15 protein-coding genes and 1 tRNA gene are annotated in these 15200 nt (G+C 63.1%); 9 read left to right on the top strand and 7 right to left on the bottom strand.

Going from position 1 to position 15200, the window contains the following annotated elements; all coding sequences use genetic code 11:
* Positions 1-233: 233 nt before the first annotated feature.
* The gene (locus GSQ79_RS22925; protein WP_158811099.1) at positions 234-770 is read left to right on the top strand and encodes a L,D-transpeptidase; all 537 of its coding nucleotides are present in this window, start codon (positions 234-236) and stop codon (positions 768-770) included.
* A 197-nt stretch (positions 771-967) separates the two neighbouring features.
* On the opposite strand, the gene GSQ79_RS22920 is transcribed toward GSQ79_RS22925, so the two are convergent.
* Positions 968-1963, bottom strand: coding sequence for an SDR family oxidoreductase (locus GSQ79_RS22920; protein ID WP_158811098.1), 996 nt, complete (start codon positions 1961-1963; stop codon positions 968-970).
* A gap of 235 nt (positions 1964-2198) precedes the next feature.
* On the opposite strand from GSQ79_RS22920, the gene purL reads away from it, so the two are divergent.
* Together purL and GSQ79_RS22910 are read left to right on the top strand one after the other, a co-directional pair.
* A complete protein-coding gene (purL, locus tag GSQ79_RS22915) occupies positions 2199-4400 on the top strand; it encodes a phosphoribosylformylglycinamidine synthase subunit PurL (RefSeq protein WP_246725519.1) in 2202 nt (733 codons plus the stop codon).
* A 121-nt stretch (positions 4401-4521) separates the two neighbouring features.
* Complete coding sequence (locus GSQ79_RS22910; RefSeq protein ID WP_158811096.1) at positions 4522-5109, top strand: hypothetical protein; 588 nt, start codon at positions 4522-4524, stop codon at positions 5107-5109.
* Between the two features lie 214 nt (positions 5110-5323).
* On the opposite strand, the gene GSQ79_RS22905 is transcribed toward GSQ79_RS22910, so the two are convergent.
* Positions 5324-5656, bottom strand: coding sequence for a hypothetical protein (locus tag GSQ79_RS22905; RefSeq protein WP_158811095.1), 333 nt, complete (start codon positions 5654-5656; stop codon positions 5324-5326).
* Between the two features lie 202 nt (positions 5657-5858).
* Here GSQ79_RS22905 and GSQ79_RS22900 point away from each other — a divergent pair, with 202 nt between their 5' ends.
* The 3 genes from GSQ79_RS22900 to GSQ79_RS22890 all read left to right on the top strand — a co-directional run bounded on the left by GSQ79_RS22900 (position 5859) and on the right by GSQ79_RS22890 (position 10738).
* Entirely contained in the window at positions 5859-8288 is a 2430-nt protein-coding gene (locus GSQ79_RS22900) for a transglycosylase domain-containing protein (RefSeq protein ID WP_158811094.1), read from the top strand.
* A gap of 252 nt (positions 8289-8540) precedes the next feature.
* Entirely contained in the window at positions 8541-10112 is a 1572-nt protein-coding gene (locus GSQ79_RS22895; RefSeq protein WP_158811093.1) for a 2-isopropylmalate synthase, read from the top strand.
* 550 nt (positions 10113-10662) lie between these two features.
* Positions 10663-10738: transfer RNA gene (locus GSQ79_RS22890), tRNA-Lys, on the top strand.
* Between the two features lie 121 nt (positions 10739-10859).
* Here the strand turns inward: GSQ79_RS22890 and GSQ79_RS22885 are convergent.
* The 5 genes from GSQ79_RS22885 to GSQ79_RS22865 form a co-directional block, all read right to left on the bottom strand.
* Positions 10860-11450 carry a PIN domain-containing protein gene (locus GSQ79_RS22885; protein ID WP_158811092.1) on the bottom strand — a complete coding sequence of 197 codons (591 nt, stop codon included), beginning with the start codon at positions 11448-11450 and terminating at the stop codon, positions 10860-10862.
* Between the two features lie 3 nt (positions 11451-11453).
* Positions 11454-11909, bottom strand: coding sequence for a helix-turn-helix domain-containing protein (locus tag GSQ79_RS22880; RefSeq protein ID WP_158811091.1), 456 nt, complete (start codon positions 11907-11909; stop codon positions 11454-11456).
* Positions 11910-12013: 104 nt separating this feature from the next.
* The gene (locus tag GSQ79_RS22875) at positions 12014-13219 is read right to left on the bottom strand and encodes a tyrosine-type recombinase/integrase (protein WP_158811090.1); all 1206 of its coding nucleotides are present in this window, start codon (positions 13217-13219) and stop codon (positions 12014-12016) included.
* The gene (locus GSQ79_RS22870) at positions 13219-13500 is read right to left on the bottom strand and encodes a hypothetical protein (protein ID WP_158811089.1); all 282 of its coding nucleotides are present in this window, start codon (positions 13498-13500) and stop codon (positions 13219-13221) included. Before GSQ79_RS22870 ends, GSQ79_RS22875 begins: the two co-directional genes overlap by 1 nt.
* A 151-nt stretch (positions 13501-13651) precedes the next feature.
* A complete protein-coding gene (locus GSQ79_RS22865) occupies positions 13652-14077 on the bottom strand; it encodes a hypothetical protein (RefSeq protein WP_158811088.1) in 426 nt (141 codons plus the stop codon).
* 122 nt (positions 14078-14199) lie between these two features.
* Here GSQ79_RS22865 and GSQ79_RS22860 point away from each other — a divergent pair, with 122 nt between their 5' ends.
* The 3 genes from GSQ79_RS22860 to GSQ79_RS22850 all read left to right on the top strand — a co-directional run.
* On the top strand, positions 14200-14424 hold the full coding sequence (locus GSQ79_RS22860) for a helix-turn-helix domain-containing protein (protein WP_246725518.1): 225 nt from the start codon (positions 14200-14202) through the stop codon (positions 14422-14424).
* 78 nt (positions 14425-14502) lie between these two features.
* Complete coding sequence (locus GSQ79_RS22855) at positions 14503-14802, top strand: hypothetical protein (protein ID WP_158811087.1); 300 nt, start codon at positions 14503-14505, stop codon at positions 14800-14802.
* A partial coding sequence (locus tag GSQ79_RS22850) for a hypothetical protein (RefSeq protein ID WP_158811086.1) occupies positions 14799-15200 on the top strand: 402 nt, incomplete at its 3' end. The genes GSQ79_RS22855 and GSQ79_RS22850, both read left to right, overlap by 4 nt.

Below are 15200 nucleotides of genomic sequence, written 5' to 3'. Positions count from 1 at the left end.
GCCAAAACGTGCGACGCTGCCGGATGTAAAAAAACCGGCAGTGTTGCGGAACACCCGCAAAAATGACGAAGCCGTGATCGCAGCGCGGCCAATGTGCGACTCCGCGGCAACAACGCCCAAGCTTTTGCCGCCTTCGCTAAGGTTTTAACCCCGCTTTGACTTCGCTTTGCTAGTGTTCCCCCACAGGTCGGTCGCCGTCGCGCTGCCGTAAATTTTCGTCCGGTGGGGATATCATGGACATTGTGAAGAGCATCAGCCGCGTGGCTGGTCTGAGCCTTACGTCATGCGTTGTCGCCCTCACGCTATGCGCCGCCGCGCCGGCCAGCGCGAGCCAGACCGTCGCCGTGCCGCCGACTTATCCGGCTGGCATGATCATCATCAAGCAGAGCGAGCGGAAGCTGTATCTCACCAATGGCGACGGCACCGCGCTGCGCTATCCCGTGGCGATCGGCAAGACCGGCAAGGCTTGGCGCGGCCAGACCTTCATCGAAGGCAAGTTCGTCGAGCCGGCATGGTCGCCGCCGGAAAGCGTCTCGCGCGACCATCCCGAGCTCCCATCGGTGATCGCTGGCGGCGCCGCCAACAACCCGATGGGTGCCGCGGCGCTCACCCTCAAGCTATCCGAAATCGCCATCCACGGCACCTCCGCCAAGATGCGCGCCTCTGTCGGCACTTCGGCCTCCTACGGCTGCATCCGCATGCTCAACGAAGACGTGGTGGATCTCTACAGCCGCGTGAAGGTCGGAACGCCGGTCGTTTCGATCCCGTAAGCAACGGACGTTGATTTGCTAAAAAAAGGCCGCTGCTCCTGAGCAGCGGCCTTTTCGTTTGGCAGATGGTCGAGATTTGGTTGGTTTAAAACGTCTTTGCGAGCCAAGCGAAGCAACCCAGGAGCCTCAGCACAACTTGAGGTTTGCGGCTCTGGGTTGCTTCGCCTCCGGCTCGCGAAGACTGCAACCCCTGCGGTTTACGGCTGCCCGCTTCCGCCCGCCGCGCCATAGACCTGCCCGGTGGCGTAGCTGCCCTCGCTCGACGCCAGCTGCACATAGATGCCCGCGAGTTCGGCCGGCTGGCCGGGGCGTCCAAGGGGTGTCATCGAGCCAAAATTTTCCAGCTTCTGCATCGACGCGCCGCCGCTGACCTGCAGCGGCGTCCAGATCGGGCCCGGCGCCACGCCGTTCACGCGAATGCCTTTGGGGCCGAGCTGCTTGGCCAGCGATTTCACGAAATTCATCGTCGCCGCCTTGGTCTGCGCGTAGTCGTAGAGGTCGGGTGTCGGGTCGTAAGCCTGTTCCGATGTCGTGGCGATGATCGCGGAGCCCGGCTGCAGGTGCGGCAGCGCCGCCTTGATGATCCAGAACGGCGCGTAGATATTTGTCTTCATCGTCCAGTCGAACTGCTCGGTCGAGATGTCGAGGATCGAGTCGTGCGCCTGCTGTCGGCCGGCGTTGCTGACGACGATGTCGAGACCGCCGAGGCCCTGCACAGCATCGGCGACGAGTTTCTGGCAGAATGCCTCGTCACGAAGATCGCCGGGTATCGCCAAGGCGTTGCGCCCGGCGGCCTTCATGAGCGCGATGACCTCATCGGCATCGGATTGCTCGGCCGGCAGATAGTTGATCACGACATCCGCGCCTTCGCGGGCGAAGGCGATCGCGGCAGCCCGCCCCATGCCGGAATCGCCGCCGGTGATCAGCGCGCGACGGCCGGCGAGCCGGCCGGATCCCTTGTAGGAGGTCTCCCCGTGATCGGGTTTGGGATCCATCTTGTTGGCGAGGCCGGGCCAGGGCTGGGACTGTTTTTTGTACGGCGGCTTCGGATATTTCGACGTCGGGTCCTGCAGCGGGGCCGCGGCGGGCGGTGGGCTCTGCGCGCCGGCCTGTCCGGCCGAGGCGGCAAGCGCTATCCCGGCACCTCCGACAATTGCGCGGCGCGACGGTGCGTTCTTCTCGTAGGTGTCCATCGGAAACTCCCTTTGACGACAGGTGCAGGTGACTGGACGGGCCAACAGGACATGCCGGTCAAAGTTGCCTGCATCGTCGCCGCACCCGGCTGCCATGCAGCGGCGCGTCGCGATCGCGGTACGCGCCACAAAAGCGGCCGCTCGTCAGGCCGGTGATCGGCCCACGAGGGGGCGACAAAGTGCTCCCGGCTGGCTAAGAGAGCACGGACTCCCGCCCTTCGTTCCAGAGAGCCCCGTGACTGTCGAACCCGAAATCACGCCCGACCTCGTCGCCAGCCATGGCCTCAAGCCCGACGAATACGAGCGCCTTCTCGCGCTGATCGGGCGCGTGCCGAGCTTCACCGAACTCGGCATCTTCTCCGCGATGTGGAACGAGCATTGTTCCTACAAGTCCTCGCGCCTGCATCTGCGCACCTTGCCGACCAAGGCGCCGTGGGTGATCCAGGGGCCGGGCGAGAACGCCGGCGTGATCGACATCGGCGACGGCGATGCCTGCATCTTCAAAATGGAGAGCCACAACCATCCCTCCTATATCGAGCCCTACCAGGGCGCAGGCACCGGCGTCGGTGGCATTCTGCGCGACGTTTTCACCATGGGCGCGCGGCCGGTGGCCTGCTTGAATTTGTTGCGCTTCGGCGCGCCGGAGCATCCCAAGACGCGTCATCTCGTGGCCGGCGTCGTCGCCGGCATCGGCGGCTACGGCAACAGCTTTGGCGTGCCCACCGTCGGCGGCTCGACCAACTTTCATAGCCGCTACGACGGCAACATCCTGGTCAACGCGATGGCGGTCGGCATCGCCCGCACCGACGAGATTTTTTACGCCACCGCCACAGGCGTGGGGAATCCGATCGTCTATCTCGGCTCCAAAACCGGCCGCGACGGCATCCATGGCGCGACCATGGCCTCCGCGTCCTTCGAAGCCGACGCCGAGGAGAAGCGCCCGACCGTCCAGGTCGGCGACCCCTTCGCGGAAAAGCTGCTGCTGGAGGCCTGTCTCGAGCTGATGAAGACCGGCGCCGTCGTCGCCATCCAGGACATGGGCGCCGCTGGCCTCACCTCCTCGGCGGTCGAGATGGGGGCCAAGGGCGACCTCGGTATCGAGCTCGATCTCGACACCGTGCCCTGCCGCGAGACCGGCATGACCGCCTACGAGATGATGCTGTCGGAAAGCCAGGAGCGCATGCTCATGGTGCTCGATCCCAGCAAACGCGCGGTCGCCGAGGCGATCTTCCGCAAATGGGGGCTCGACTTCGCGGTGATCGGCAAGACCACCGATACGCTGCGCTTCGTCGTCAAGCATGGCGGTGAGGTAAAGGTGGACCTGCCGATCAAGGAGCTTGGCGACGAGGCGCCATTGTATGACAGGCCTCATATCGCCTCGCCGAAGCTGCCGGTGCTCGATTCCGCGTCGGTCAAGGCGCCGATGGGCGACGTCGAGGCGCTGCTGACGCTGCTGGCCTCGCCCGACCTCTGCTCGAAGCGCTGGGTATGGCAGCAGTACGATCATCTCATCCTCGGCAACAGCGTGCAGCGCCCCGGCGGCGACGCCGCGGTGATCCGCATCGGTGACGGCCCCAAGGGGCTGGCGCTGACCACGGACGTGACGCAGCGCTATTGCGAGGCCGACCCGGTCGAAGGCGGCAAGCAGGCGGTGGCCGAAGCCTGGCGCAATATCACGGCCTCCGGCGCCACGCCGCGCGCGGCGACCGACAACTTGAACTTCGGCAACCCGGAAAAGCCCGAAGTGATGGGGCAACTGGTCGGCTGCATCCAAGGCATCGGCGAGGCCTGCCGCGCGCTCGACTTCCCGATCGTTTCCGGCAACGTCTCGCTCTACAACGAGAGTGCTGGCAAGGGCATCCTGCCGACGCCCTCGATCGGCGGTGTCGGCGTCATAAGTGACGTTGCGCTCAGCATGTCGCCTTCGTTCAAGCGCGCCGACGAGGCCATTTTACTGATCGGTGCGACGGCCGGCTGGCTCGGCCAGTCCGTCTATCTCCGCGATATTTGCGGCCGGGAAGAGGGCGCCCCGCCGCCCGTCGATCTCGCGGCCGAGCGCGCCAACGGCGATTTCGTCCGCGGGCTGATTCTCGGCAAACGGGTCAGCGCCGTGCACGATATTTCCGACGGCGGGCTCGCCATCGCACTCGCCGAGATGGCGGTGAGCGGCAAGATCGGTGCGTCGATCGACGTGCCGGCCGATGTGGCCACCCACGCCTGGCTGTTCGGCGAGGACCAGGGCCGCTACGTCGTGGTGGCGTCGGAGGCCGAGGCCGCGACGCTGCTGATCGAAGCCGGTGCCGCCAGCGTGCCGTTCCTGCGCATCGGCAGCACCGGCGGGGATTTTCTGATCCTGGGCGCCGAGCCTGCCGTCCCGCTCGCCGCCATCCGCGCGGCGCACGAGGAATGGCTACCGGGGTATATGGCGGGGCACTAGCCCGCCATTTGGCCAATCAAATCTGGTTTAAGTTGTTCGGCCGTCTTGCTTAACTTCTGATCTGCAATCAAAGGTGTTGCCGTTACCAATCTTTCAAGGGACAGGCCAAGCCTGAGTACGGATGAACTGGCTAGCAGAACTAGAAAATCCGACGGTTTTAGTAAGTCTAGGAAGCGCAATGGTCGCGCTCGCATCAGCAATCGTGAGTTCGATACTGTCGAGTCGAAAAGATGAACGAGATCTGTTTGACTTGCGCATTAAATATTTTGATAATTTCAGAAAGTGGGCGGATCAGGTAGCTGATAATTTGACTGAATCTATTCATTTGTGCGATTTGGACCCATCTAAAATTGGCGGAGAATCATATTTCGATCGCCGTCACCGTTTAAGGATATCTTTGTCGACAATGGTAGATAAAGGTAGATGGTTTTTTCCAAATATTGAAATTGATGATCATGGTAAAGATAAAGACGAAGGATTTAAGGGCTATCGGCATGAGGTTTTAGACGGTTTGGTCAAAGCCTATGTATGCTTGGGAAAAATTGATTATCTGAATGCTAAAAACAACATGAATATCAGGCGCGAACTTGTCGTAGCCAAGAGGCACTTTGTAGGTTGTGTGCAGAAAATTCTTGACCCTGCTGATCAGCGTATACAGTTCGAGCGTATAACTAATCGAAGATATGGAATGATTGATTCGGCGGGCTAAACCAGTGATTGGCTAATGATGGATTGAATATAAATGCTGATCAGTAGTTGCCTGTGAAGCATCTTAAAACAGCGATATCGAACCTTCTGAATACGGCAGTTTATCGCCGCATATAGAAGGGCGGTAAAGTGGACATTTGTTGTGCACGAAAAAAGTAAGGCGCTCTCAGCCAGCATTGGGCTTAGCTCTGCAGATCTGACTGAGCCTCAAGTCCCTACGCCTTGTACCCGTGCTTCGCTTTCGTCGCCGCGATGATCGAGCGTGCCTCACCCTCGCGCCCGGCCTCGCAGGCCGACGCCGCGCGCGTCAGATCGCGCTGGATCGCGTCGTAGACGCTCTGCGCGACGTTGCCGCTCGCCAGATCGGCCCTAAGCACGTCCTGGTACTTGTTGATCTCCCCGGTGCATCCGGCGCCGGGCGGCAGCTTGTAGGCGGTCGGCCCGATTGGCGCGGAGACAACGGGACCGGCGCCGCCATTGGTTTCGTTGCAGCCGCCGAGCATGGCGGCGAGGCTGAGGACGGCGAGGGGAAGAAGAATGCGGGTCATATGACGGATGGTCTCCCAAGATCAGCCTAGTTTAGACCGGTGCGAACCATTTGAGTATCGCTTGCTTTGCGACGTTCACAGATCACGCACGCGATCGTCCCGGCATTTCAAAAAAACACATTTGGAACAATGCAGGCGGCACCGCCGTTCCATGGCCGTAAGCTTGGCAATAAACGTCCAGCCCTGTCGATGGATACGCCGGTTGCCTGATCAACTCGAACCGGAATCTCACGAATCCGCCGTCGACCGGTTGATCGATGCCGCCTGGCTGGAGCGCATGGCGGCCTGGCTCTCGGCGACGGGGCGGCGGCTTTGGGAACGCAGGCGCTCGCTCGGCCCTGTCGTGCTTCCTGTTCCGATCGTTTCGGTGTGGCGGCGCCTGCGTCCGGCGCCAATCAATCCACGCACGGGTTCTTCTGTTGAGCTGAATGCCGCACGCCGTCTCGTCCCGCGTCGCGCCCATGTCGCGACGGCTGCCGTAGTCCTGCTAATCCTGGTCTTCGGCTATCTCGCCGATTGCGTCTTCGAGATCCCGACGGACGGCGGCGTGTCCGGCGATGCGACAGGCAGCGGCGTTCTCGTCCAGGCCGCGGATGGCAGCGAACTCGCCACCCGCGGCACGCCCCGCGGCGAGAAGCTGACCGCCGACGAGATCCCGCAGGTTCTCAAGACCGCGATCGTCGCCATCGAAGACCGCCGGTTCTTCAGCCATGGCGCGCTCGATCCGCATGGCATGGCCCGCGCCATCTTTCGTGACGTCCTCCGCGGGCGCGGCAAGGAGGGCGCGAGCACGCTGACCCAACAGCTGGCCCGCCTGACCCTGCTGTCGCCGGACCGCACCTTGAAGCGCAAGGTCCAGGAAGCGATGATCGCGCTCTGGCTCGAGCACCACCTGAGCAAGCAGGAGATCCTCGGCCGCTATCTCAACGCCGCCTATTTCGGCGCCGGGGCTTATGGCGTCGACGCGGCGGCCCAGCGCTATTTCGGCAAGAGTGCGCGCGATCTCACCCTGCCGGAAGCCGCGATGATGGCGGGGCTCGTCCGCGCCCCGAGCCAATTGGCGCCGCATCGCAATCTCGAAGCGGCGCAGACCCGCGCCACCCTCGTGCTCCGCGCCATGGTCGAAACAGGCGTGGCGTCGCAGGCCGATGCGGATGCCGCCCGCGCGCACCCCGCGACCCTGAAGGTGCTGCCGGAAACGCCGTCGGGATCCGGCTATGCCGTCGACGTCGCGGCCGGCGACATCAAGGCGCTTGTCGGCAATGCCGCCGTGGACGTTACCGCGAGCACGACCATCGTCCCGGCGATGCAGGAGCTCGCCGAGCGGGTCATCGATCGCTATCTCGAAGGCGAAGGCGTCCGCAAGAACATCGGCCAGGCCGCGCTTGTCGCGCTCGGACCGGACGGCGCCATCCTCGCGATGGTCGGCGGCCGCGACTACGACGACAGCGGCTTCAACCGCGCGACGATGGCGAAGCGCCAAGTTGGGTCGCTGTTCAAACTGTTCGTCTATCTCACCGCGCTGCGCCAGGGCGCGACGCCGGACACGACTGTCGTCGATCAGCCCGTCGAGATCGGCGACTGGCAGCCGCACAATTTCGAAAAAGGCTATCGCGGCGCGATCCCGCTGCATCTCGCGTTCGCTCATTCCCTCAACACCGTCGCGGCGCAGCTCGGCCAGAAGGTGGGGATCCCCACCGTCATCAAGACCGCGCACGAGCTCGGCGTCACGTCCGATCTGCCCAATGTTCCGAGCCTTGCGTTGGGAACAGCCGGCATCAGCCTGATGGAAATGACCCGCGCCTACGCCACCGTGGCATCCGACCAGGACAGCGTCGAGCCGTTCCTCGTGCGCCGCATCGCCAGCGGCGACAAGGTTTTGTTCAACCGGCCGCAGCAATATGCCGGCGACACGGAGCCCGACGCGGCGAAACTCGCGATGCGCGAATTGCTGTCCGACGTCGTCCGCGAGGGCACCGGGCGCGCCGCGCAGCTCGCGGTGCCGACAGGCGGCAAGACCGGCACGACCCAGGATTTTCGCGACGCCTGGTTCATCGGCAGCGGGCCGGACATCACCGTCGGCGTCTGGACCGGCAACGACGACAACAGCCCGATGAACGGCGTGACCGGCGGCGACGTCCCGGCCAAGATCTGGCACGATTTCGTCGCCGATGCGGAAAAGATCCTGGGCGCGCGCCGAACCGCGGCGGCGAAAAAGAGCGTCGTCGCGGTGCCGGCGGCCGCGTCCAAGACGGCGCCCGCGCCGATCGTCGAAGCCGCGGCGGAGACCAAGGACGCTGACCGGGACAAGACCGGCGCCATCACCGGCGACGCCGATGTGACGGACACGGCCAGCTTCGATATCGATGGCCGTCCGATCCGCCTGCAGGGCGTTGCGCCGGTGACGGGCCGCCCGGTGCGCAGTCTCGCGCGCTACCTCCGCCGCCGCGAGGTCGTCTGCACGCCGGCGGCCGGCGCGACCTACCGCTGCACCGTCGATGGCGACGATCTCGCCACGACGATCCTGACGAATGGCGGCAGTCCGGCGACCGACGACGCGCCGGCCGATCTTTTGGCGGCGCAGCAAGGCGCGCAGGCGGCGCGGCGCGGCATCTGGCGGCGGCGGCGCTGAGTCCGTCGGCCAGGGCCGAAAGCCGGCTTGTCCTGAGGCCGCCTGCTGGCGTATGATGAGCATCATGCGGATGAATCGCGAAATCCTGGCGTCCACCGACGCCCGTCTGGTCCTGGAGCAGTTCCTGCTCTCCGGCGGCCTGCTTGCGCGCGGGCTTCTTAGCCGCCCCTGAGGGCCGGCCGGGCGTTTCGCCTGGGCGCTCAGGGGATTGTTTCGCAACCAGAATCCCCTTCCGCTTTCAGGATCGTTTCCATGACCACCGCAACCCAACCGCCGATTGCCGACGCCAAGTCGCCGATCGTCATCTTCGACACCACCTTGCGCGACGGCGAGCAGTGCCCCGGCGCCACCATGACCTTCGAGGACAAGCTCGAAGTTGCCGCGCTTCTCGACGCGATGGGCGTCGACATCATCGAGGCCGGCTTCCCGATCGCGTCCGAAGGTGATTTCGAAGCCGTCTCGGCCATCGCCAAGGCCACCAAGCGCGCCACCATCGCTGGCCTCGCCCGCGCCATCGAGGGCGATATCGCCCGCTGCGGCGAGGCGGTGCGGCACGCGGTGAGCCCACGCATCCACACCTTCGTCTCGACCTCGCCGATCCACCTCGCGCACCAGATGAACAAGAGCCAGGAGCAGGTGCTGGAGATTATTTCCCGCACGGTGACCCAGGCCCGCAACCTCGTCGGCGATGTCGAATGGTCGGCGATGGACGCCACCCGCACCCCGCTCGACTACCTCTGCCGCTGCGTCGAGGCCGCGATCAAGGCCGGCGCCACCACCATCAACCTGCCCGATACCGTCGGCTACGCCGTGCCTGCCGAATACGAGGCGATGTTCCGCAACGTGCGCGAGCGCGTGCCCAACGCCGACAAGGCGGTGTTTTCGGTGCATTGCCACGACGACCTCGGCCTGGCGATGGCCAACTCGCTCGCCGGCGTCGCCGGTGGCGCCCGACAGATCGAATGCACCATCAACGGCCTCGGCGAGCGGGCCGGCAATGCCGCCTTGGAAGAGGTGGTGATGGCGATCAAGACCCGCCCCGACGCGCTGCACTATTCCAGCGGCATCGACGCGACCATGCTGACGCGCGCTTCGAAGCTCGTCTCCGCCGTGACCTCGTTTCCGGTGCAGTACAACAAGGCCATCGTCGGTCGGAACGCCTTTGCGCATGAGAGCGGCATCCACCAGGACGGCATGCTCAAAAATGCCTCGACCTACGAGATCATGACCCCGGAAAGCGTCGGCGTCGCCAAGACGTCGCTGGTGATGGGCAAGCACTCCGGCCGGCATGCTTTTAAGGAGAAGCTGAAGGACATGGGCTACGTCCTCGGCGACAACGCGCTTCAGGACGCCTTCACCCGGTTCAAGGATTTGGCCGACAAGAAGAAGATCGTCTACGACGAGGACATCGAGGCTCTCGTCGACGATGAAATCGGCCACAAGAACGAGCGCATCACGCTGGCGAGCCTTGCCGTGATCGCCGGCACCACCGGCCCGCAGTCGGCCGAGATCGCCCTCGACGTCGACGGCGCGCTCAAAACCTTCAAGGCGGAGGGCAACGGCCCGGTCGATGCGATCTTCAACGCCATCGTCACGCTGGTGCCGCACAACGCCGTGCTGGACCTCTATCAGGTCCACGCGGTGACGCGGGGCACCGACGCGCAGGCGGAGGTCTCCGTGCGCCTCGTGGAGGGCGAGAAGCAGGTCACGGCGCGGGGCGCCGATCCAGACACCTTGGTGGCCTCGGCCCGCGCCTACATCGCCGCCTTGAACAAGCTGATGGTCAAGCGCGCCAAGCTCCGCCCCGATACCCTCGCCAGTTGACGTCTGGCTGGGGTTCTTATCTTCCCCTGCGCGCAGCGCCGGGGAGGGGGACCGCCGAAGGCGGTGCAAGGGGCGCCACAGCTTGCGGCTCCCACCGGATCCAGCCACGTCGTGTGTGGCTTGTTTGCAAAACCGCGGCGCGAAACTCGACATTTTCGTGTCACTCTGCGTCACGCGTCACCGCCTGCAGCGCCCTGCGATCCCGTCGCGACACGCCAGGATGAGCGCCGCGCCGGGCCAAGGCAAGACCCGCCGCCCGGACCGATCGGCGCAACAGACTTGTTTGCCCCCGCAAGCGGTCCGGTGGCCGTCGGTCTGCGCCACCGCATTGGCGCCGAACCGGGCTCGACACGCGTCGCCCGCGATCGTGACGGGCGCCAGCGACGCCCGCTGCCGCGTGACGCATGGTTCGCCCGCGTCACAGCGGAAGCTAAGCCGTCCTAGCGATTTCCCGGACTTTTTCCCTGCCAAGGGTGGACACGGCCCGCCCCGCTTGTTATGTGGCACGCCTTCGCCGCGGACGTCTTCGCGAGCGGCGGATGATCTTGCTGGGCGCGTAGCTCAGTTGGTAGAGCAGCTGACTCTTAATCAGCGGGTCCACAGTTCGAGCCTGTGCGCGCCCACCATTTTCTTCCAGCAAGATCAAAGACTTAAGGGCGGCCTCCGGGTCGCCCTTTGTCGTATTCCGACAGGAGGTCAGCGGGTCATTCCGACAAACGGGCTTTCTTTGTTCTATTCGAAGTCGGGTTAAAGGGACCTCACGTGCGCCCTCAGCGCGTCCACGGTTTCGATCAGTCCTGACGCTTCCATATCGAGCAGCAGCATATCGGGCGTTTTTTCAGGTCTTTTCAATCGCAGTCGCATTCGGCTGATCGCGGCCACTGCTCGTCCTGGGTCGAGTGCAATCGTGTCCGCGATAAACGCGTCTGGCGATCGCGCTTCTATGTTGAGTGGGCTCATGAGGGATTCGGGGAAATGCTTCAAATTGTCGGTGACGATCATCGCGGCCTGAGTCTTGAGTGCGGCCGCAACGACGTGGACGTCGTTCGGATCAGGAAGCCCATCACAGAGGCACATGAAAGTATCGAAGTCGTCGACCAACGCTTCTTCAAAAGCGTCCTGCATGCTGCTCCGAGCACGGCCAGCCCTGACGACGGCGTCCGGCGCACCTTTGCCCACCAGTATCTTTTCGATTGCGGCTTGGGTTTCGTCCAAAACCTTCCCAGACCAGCGGAGGCGAAAGAATTCCGCTTCCGCTAGCGTCAGGAGGAGGTTTCGCTTCAGCGCCCCAGTAAGGGCGCAGGCGTCTACGAAAGCCGTGAACCGATTGGCGAACAAGACTTAGAGGTGCTCCCCGTCCAGTTCTGCGAGATCGTCTAGAGCCTTGCTTCGTTTGGTGTCTCGAGCGCGCTTAAACGCAAATAAATGTTCGGCCTTGATCCTCCGATGCCGGCCCACCAGAACGTGCGCAATCTCGTTTTTCTCAAGAAGCGTGATCAAGAACGGACGCGATATATTCAGAATGTCGGCAGCCTGCTGGGTCGTGAGCATCTGGCTCACTGGCACAAGCGTGACTGCATCGCCTCGCCCGACATGCCGCAGCAACTCGGTAAGCAAATTGGACAAGGCCGGCGTTAGCGTAATCTCAGAAGGCTTCTTGGTTTCTTCGTCCAGCACGCTCAGCACGGCACCGGCTGCGTGCGCAGCCAGTACCTTTCGTAGCTGATTTGCAGCCGCCCTTTCGCTCTCGGACGGCAGACGATCACCGAGCTTCTCGGCAAAGGCTGGCACGGTCATAGCTATCTCCCCAGGCCAGAGAAACTAATACGTATTCGCAATAAACGCAACGAGCGCAGTGTCCGCAAGTTGCGATATTCGCAACAAATAGCGTGGCCGATCCCCTACTTTTCGCTGGAACGGCCTTCGGCCCGCGCATCACGCCGTTTCCTGGCGCCCTCGCGCCGCTGCTTCATGGTCGCCTTCGCGTAGAGATGGACCATAGCCGCGCTCTTGTGCCCGCTTAAGGCGCGGAGCTGGGCGTCGGATAGATCGGCGTCGGCGCCCTCGGTATTGCCGCCGTGACGCAGCCCCATGAACTTCACGTCGGAGTCTATCCCGGCGGCGGCGCGAATGTCGGCCACTCGATGCCGGAAATAGTCCTCTTTCCAGGGCAGAAACGTCTTCCTGGTGCGGTCCTCGTTGTCGCGCATGACAATCAGCGTCCCGCGGCGCTCGAGGCTGTCCAGGCGCTCCATAAGTTCGGGCCAGAGTGGCAGCCCGGCGTCGTCGAAGAGGGGAAGGTCGACCTCGGCTCCCGTCTTGTGGTGCCAGATCTTGGCGATCGGCTTCCCGTCCGGCTTGTAGTGCCCCCAAGACAGGCCGTTGAGGATGTCGGTCTGACGCTGAAGCCAGTAGAACGCCAGCATGGCCGCGGTGCCGATCGAAGACTCGCCTTCCGTATCGGCGGCGGCAACGAAGCGCAACAGCTCGTCATGCGTTACCGGCCGCGTTGCCTCCGCTACGTAATCCATCTTCACACCCTTGAAGGGATTGATGGACGGGATCGCCTTCGGTTCGCTGCGCCACGCCGTGGTCCAAGCGAGCTTGCAGCACACGATCGATGCCTTGGCCGAGCGTTCTCTCGCTTCGCCGTCGGCATTGATTTTCAAGCGATCGTAGATCTTGTCCGCACCGCCTGGCGTTATGCTCTTGAGGCTCATCTCGCCAATGCGCCGCTTTCCGTCCTTCAGGGGCAGCTGAGAGACGTCCTGAAGTGCGCGATCGTAGTCGGCACGCGTACCCGGCTTCAGCTTCTTGTATTGAGGGCTGCGCTTGTAGACGCCGACCATCCAATCGAATGTGCCGTGGTTCGAGACGGGGTTGGCCGGAAATGCCCCCTTAGAACGCCAAGCGTCGAACTGGGGGTTGATGATCTCATCGCAGCGAGCTTTGGCTACGCCGTAGTCGCCGCCGAGGGCGAGCGAGCCGATCGTGCATCCATTCTTTTTCGCCCAAGTCGGCATCGACCAGTAATAGGCGACGCTTCCTGAGGCTAAACGCTTGGGCACCATGTACCTGGGCCAGCCGGCGGGTTTGCGCTTCGGCATCAGATCAGATCCGAGATGTCTTCGACGACCTCGCCGCCGACAGCCATGAGATTGTGGCGGCGCCGTAGGTCAGTGTCCAGCTTCTCGCGATTCCACTTCGGAAGGCATCCGGTCATCCGCACGGGCTGGCAATAGATGCCGCGCTCAACCTTCACCATGAAGGAGTTCACGGAGGGTTCGTCGACATAACCGGCCGCGGTCTCGGCTCGCATCTCGGCCGGCCAGCAACCAATCGGCAGCCAGGTCGGACGTGTGCGCGGACGGTTAGCATCCTCTCTCATCACGCTCTCCTGTCGTCTGCCCATCGAACTTCCTCTGTTAAGCCTAGCAGTCCTATATGATACCTTTTAATACCACCATAATAATGTCATTGTAGCGCTAACGCAATGGCGGATGAAGATGGTGAGCGGTGACGAGGGCGTGAGGGATCCATCAATCAAACTCGAAAGTCGTTCCTTTGACGGACCTCAGCGTCTCGTCTCCGGTCATCGCTCCGTCAATCTGGTCTTGATCGAATGCGGCGGCCGCGCCTTGCGGGAGCTCTCCCAGCATCAGGTCAGCGAGTTGATCAATGGCAGCCCGGCACTGAAGCCTAACGCCAGCATCATCGGCCCACGTCTTCCCTTCGGCGCGGTGCTGGATAGCGTCGATCGCCATGTCGATCACTCGACCGATGTCGGTGCCGTTCGGCTCGCGTTGCTTAAGGCGCCGCTCCGCCTGAGCGGTGACCGACCGCCCATTTTCTTCAGCCTCAAGTCTCAGGGCCTCGTAGACCTCGGCGTCGATCCGCATCGCGCCGACGACCACCGTCCCGTTGTCGGACTTAGGCGGCCGGCCCTTCCTCTTAAGAACCGTCATATTGCGTCCCCGTTCATGCTGTCGAATATCGTTAGATACTATAACGAAAAGTTTGACAAGCAGGGATTGAGCATGGCAGGTTGCTATTCGTTAGTTAGCATAACGATAATGAGGCTGCCACTATGAACGCGCACATCTCGCCAGCCGAGCTGGAAACCGCCATTCGCAATGAACAGTCGTTGCCGCTCTGGCCGCATACGGGCCAGGCCCTTCGCATCTCGCGAAACTCGACCTACGCAGCCGCTAAGAAGGGTGACATCCCGACGATCAAAGTCGGCGGCTCGATCCGCGTGCCGGCGACGGCGCTTCGCAAGATGCTTGGGATCGAACCGAAAGAGGCTGCGTAAATGGCCCATCGGATCAGCGTCTACGCCGACCCGGAATTGTCCACCCACTCGTAGAAACGCCGCCCACGGGAATTCCCGATGGACGGCGCGAAACAAGACCACAAGCGACTTCGACACTCGCTGTATGACTTGTTTCACGGTGGAAATCAACAATTCCCTGCCGCGGCGTCTCCCAAACCTGGAGACGTCATGATCACAGCATACACCGCACAAACTCCGATTCCGGCGCGACCTGAAGAGTGGGTCCGTCGACGCTTCCGCCTGCCACCTTCGACCGCGCAGCTCGTCTGCGAACTGGCATTCTCGAACCGCATCGCGACGCTCGCGGACCGCGGCATTGCATGTGTCGGAAGCATGCCGAGCGAGGCTCATCAATGAGCGCCGCTGTCATCCCCGCCCACGTCGCCGAGATCAACGGCAAACCCTTGAGGTTCTTCGGCAGCGCCGACGACCGCCCTGAACTCCCACGTCATAGCCTTGACGACCTGATGGTCGTTTGCGGCTTTGACCGCGGCGACCGTCGTCATTTCATGCGCGCAACACAGAAGGCCTACGGTCATTGCCTCCGCGTTGTCACGACATGGACCGGGCCGGTAACGACCGCCCCCCACTTCGTCGCGCAAGGCTTGATCGGTGCCGCCGTCGATGTCGGCAGAACCGGCAACGACACCTACGAGAAATACACCCGCGCCGGCATCGACGCCCTGAACGCCATCACCAAGGGCGTGCCGCACGAGGCTCAGGGCGATTGGTTGATGTCCGCGATCAAGAACAGC

Source organism: Beijerinckia sp. L45 (assembly GCF_009765775.1).
Classification (GTDB): Bacteria; Pseudomonadota; Alphaproteobacteria; order Rhizobiales; family Beijerinckiaceae; genus RH-AL1.
This window is presented reverse-complemented; position numbering and strand designations above follow the sequence as displayed.

What these genes read in the sequence shown, in the direction of transcription:
- GSQ79_RS22925 (WP_158811099.1), top strand. Translation starts at nt 234, where the DNA reads ATGGACATTGTGAAGAGCATCAGCCGCGTGGCTGGTCTGAGCCTTACG.
- GSQ79_RS22920 (WP_158811098.1), bottom strand. Translation starts at nt 1,963, where the DNA reads ATGGACACCTACGAGAAGAACGCACCGTCGCGCCGCGCAATTGTCGGA.
- GSQ79_RS22910 (WP_158811096.1), top strand. Translation starts at nt 4,522, where the DNA reads ATGAACTGGCTAGCAGAACTAGAAAATCCGACGGTTTTAGTAAGTCTA.
- GSQ79_RS22905 (WP_158811095.1), bottom strand. Translation starts at nt 5,656, where the DNA reads ATGACCCGCATTCTTCTTCCCCTCGCCGTCCTCAGCCTCGCCGCCATG.
- GSQ79_RS22895 (WP_158811093.1), top strand. Translation starts at nt 8,541, where the DNA reads ATGACCACCGCAACCCAACCGCCGATTGCCGACGCCAAGTCGCCGATC.
- GSQ79_RS22880 (WP_158811091.1), bottom strand. Translation starts at nt 11,909, where the DNA reads ATGACCGTGCCAGCCTTTGCCGAGAAGCTCGGTGATCGTCTGCCGTCC.
- GSQ79_RS22875 (WP_158811090.1), bottom strand. Translation starts at nt 13,219, where the DNA reads ATGCCGAAGCGCAAACCCGCCGGCTGGCCCAGGTACATGGTGCCCAAG.
- GSQ79_RS22870 (WP_158811089.1), bottom strand. Translation starts at nt 13,500, where the DNA reads ATGAGAGAGGATGCTAACCGTCCGCGCACACGTCCGACCTGGCTGCCG.
- GSQ79_RS22865 (WP_158811088.1), bottom strand. Translation starts at nt 14,077, where the DNA reads ATGACGGTTCTTAAGAGGAAGGGCCGGCCGCCTAAGTCCGACAACGGG.
- GSQ79_RS22860 (WP_246725518.1), top strand. Translation starts at nt 14,200, where the DNA reads ATGAACGCGCACATCTCGCCAGCCGAGCTGGAAACCGCCATTCGCAAT.
- GSQ79_RS22855 (WP_158811087.1), top strand. Translation starts at nt 14,503, where the DNA reads ATGGACGGCGCGAAACAAGACCACAAGCGACTTCGACACTCGCTGTAT.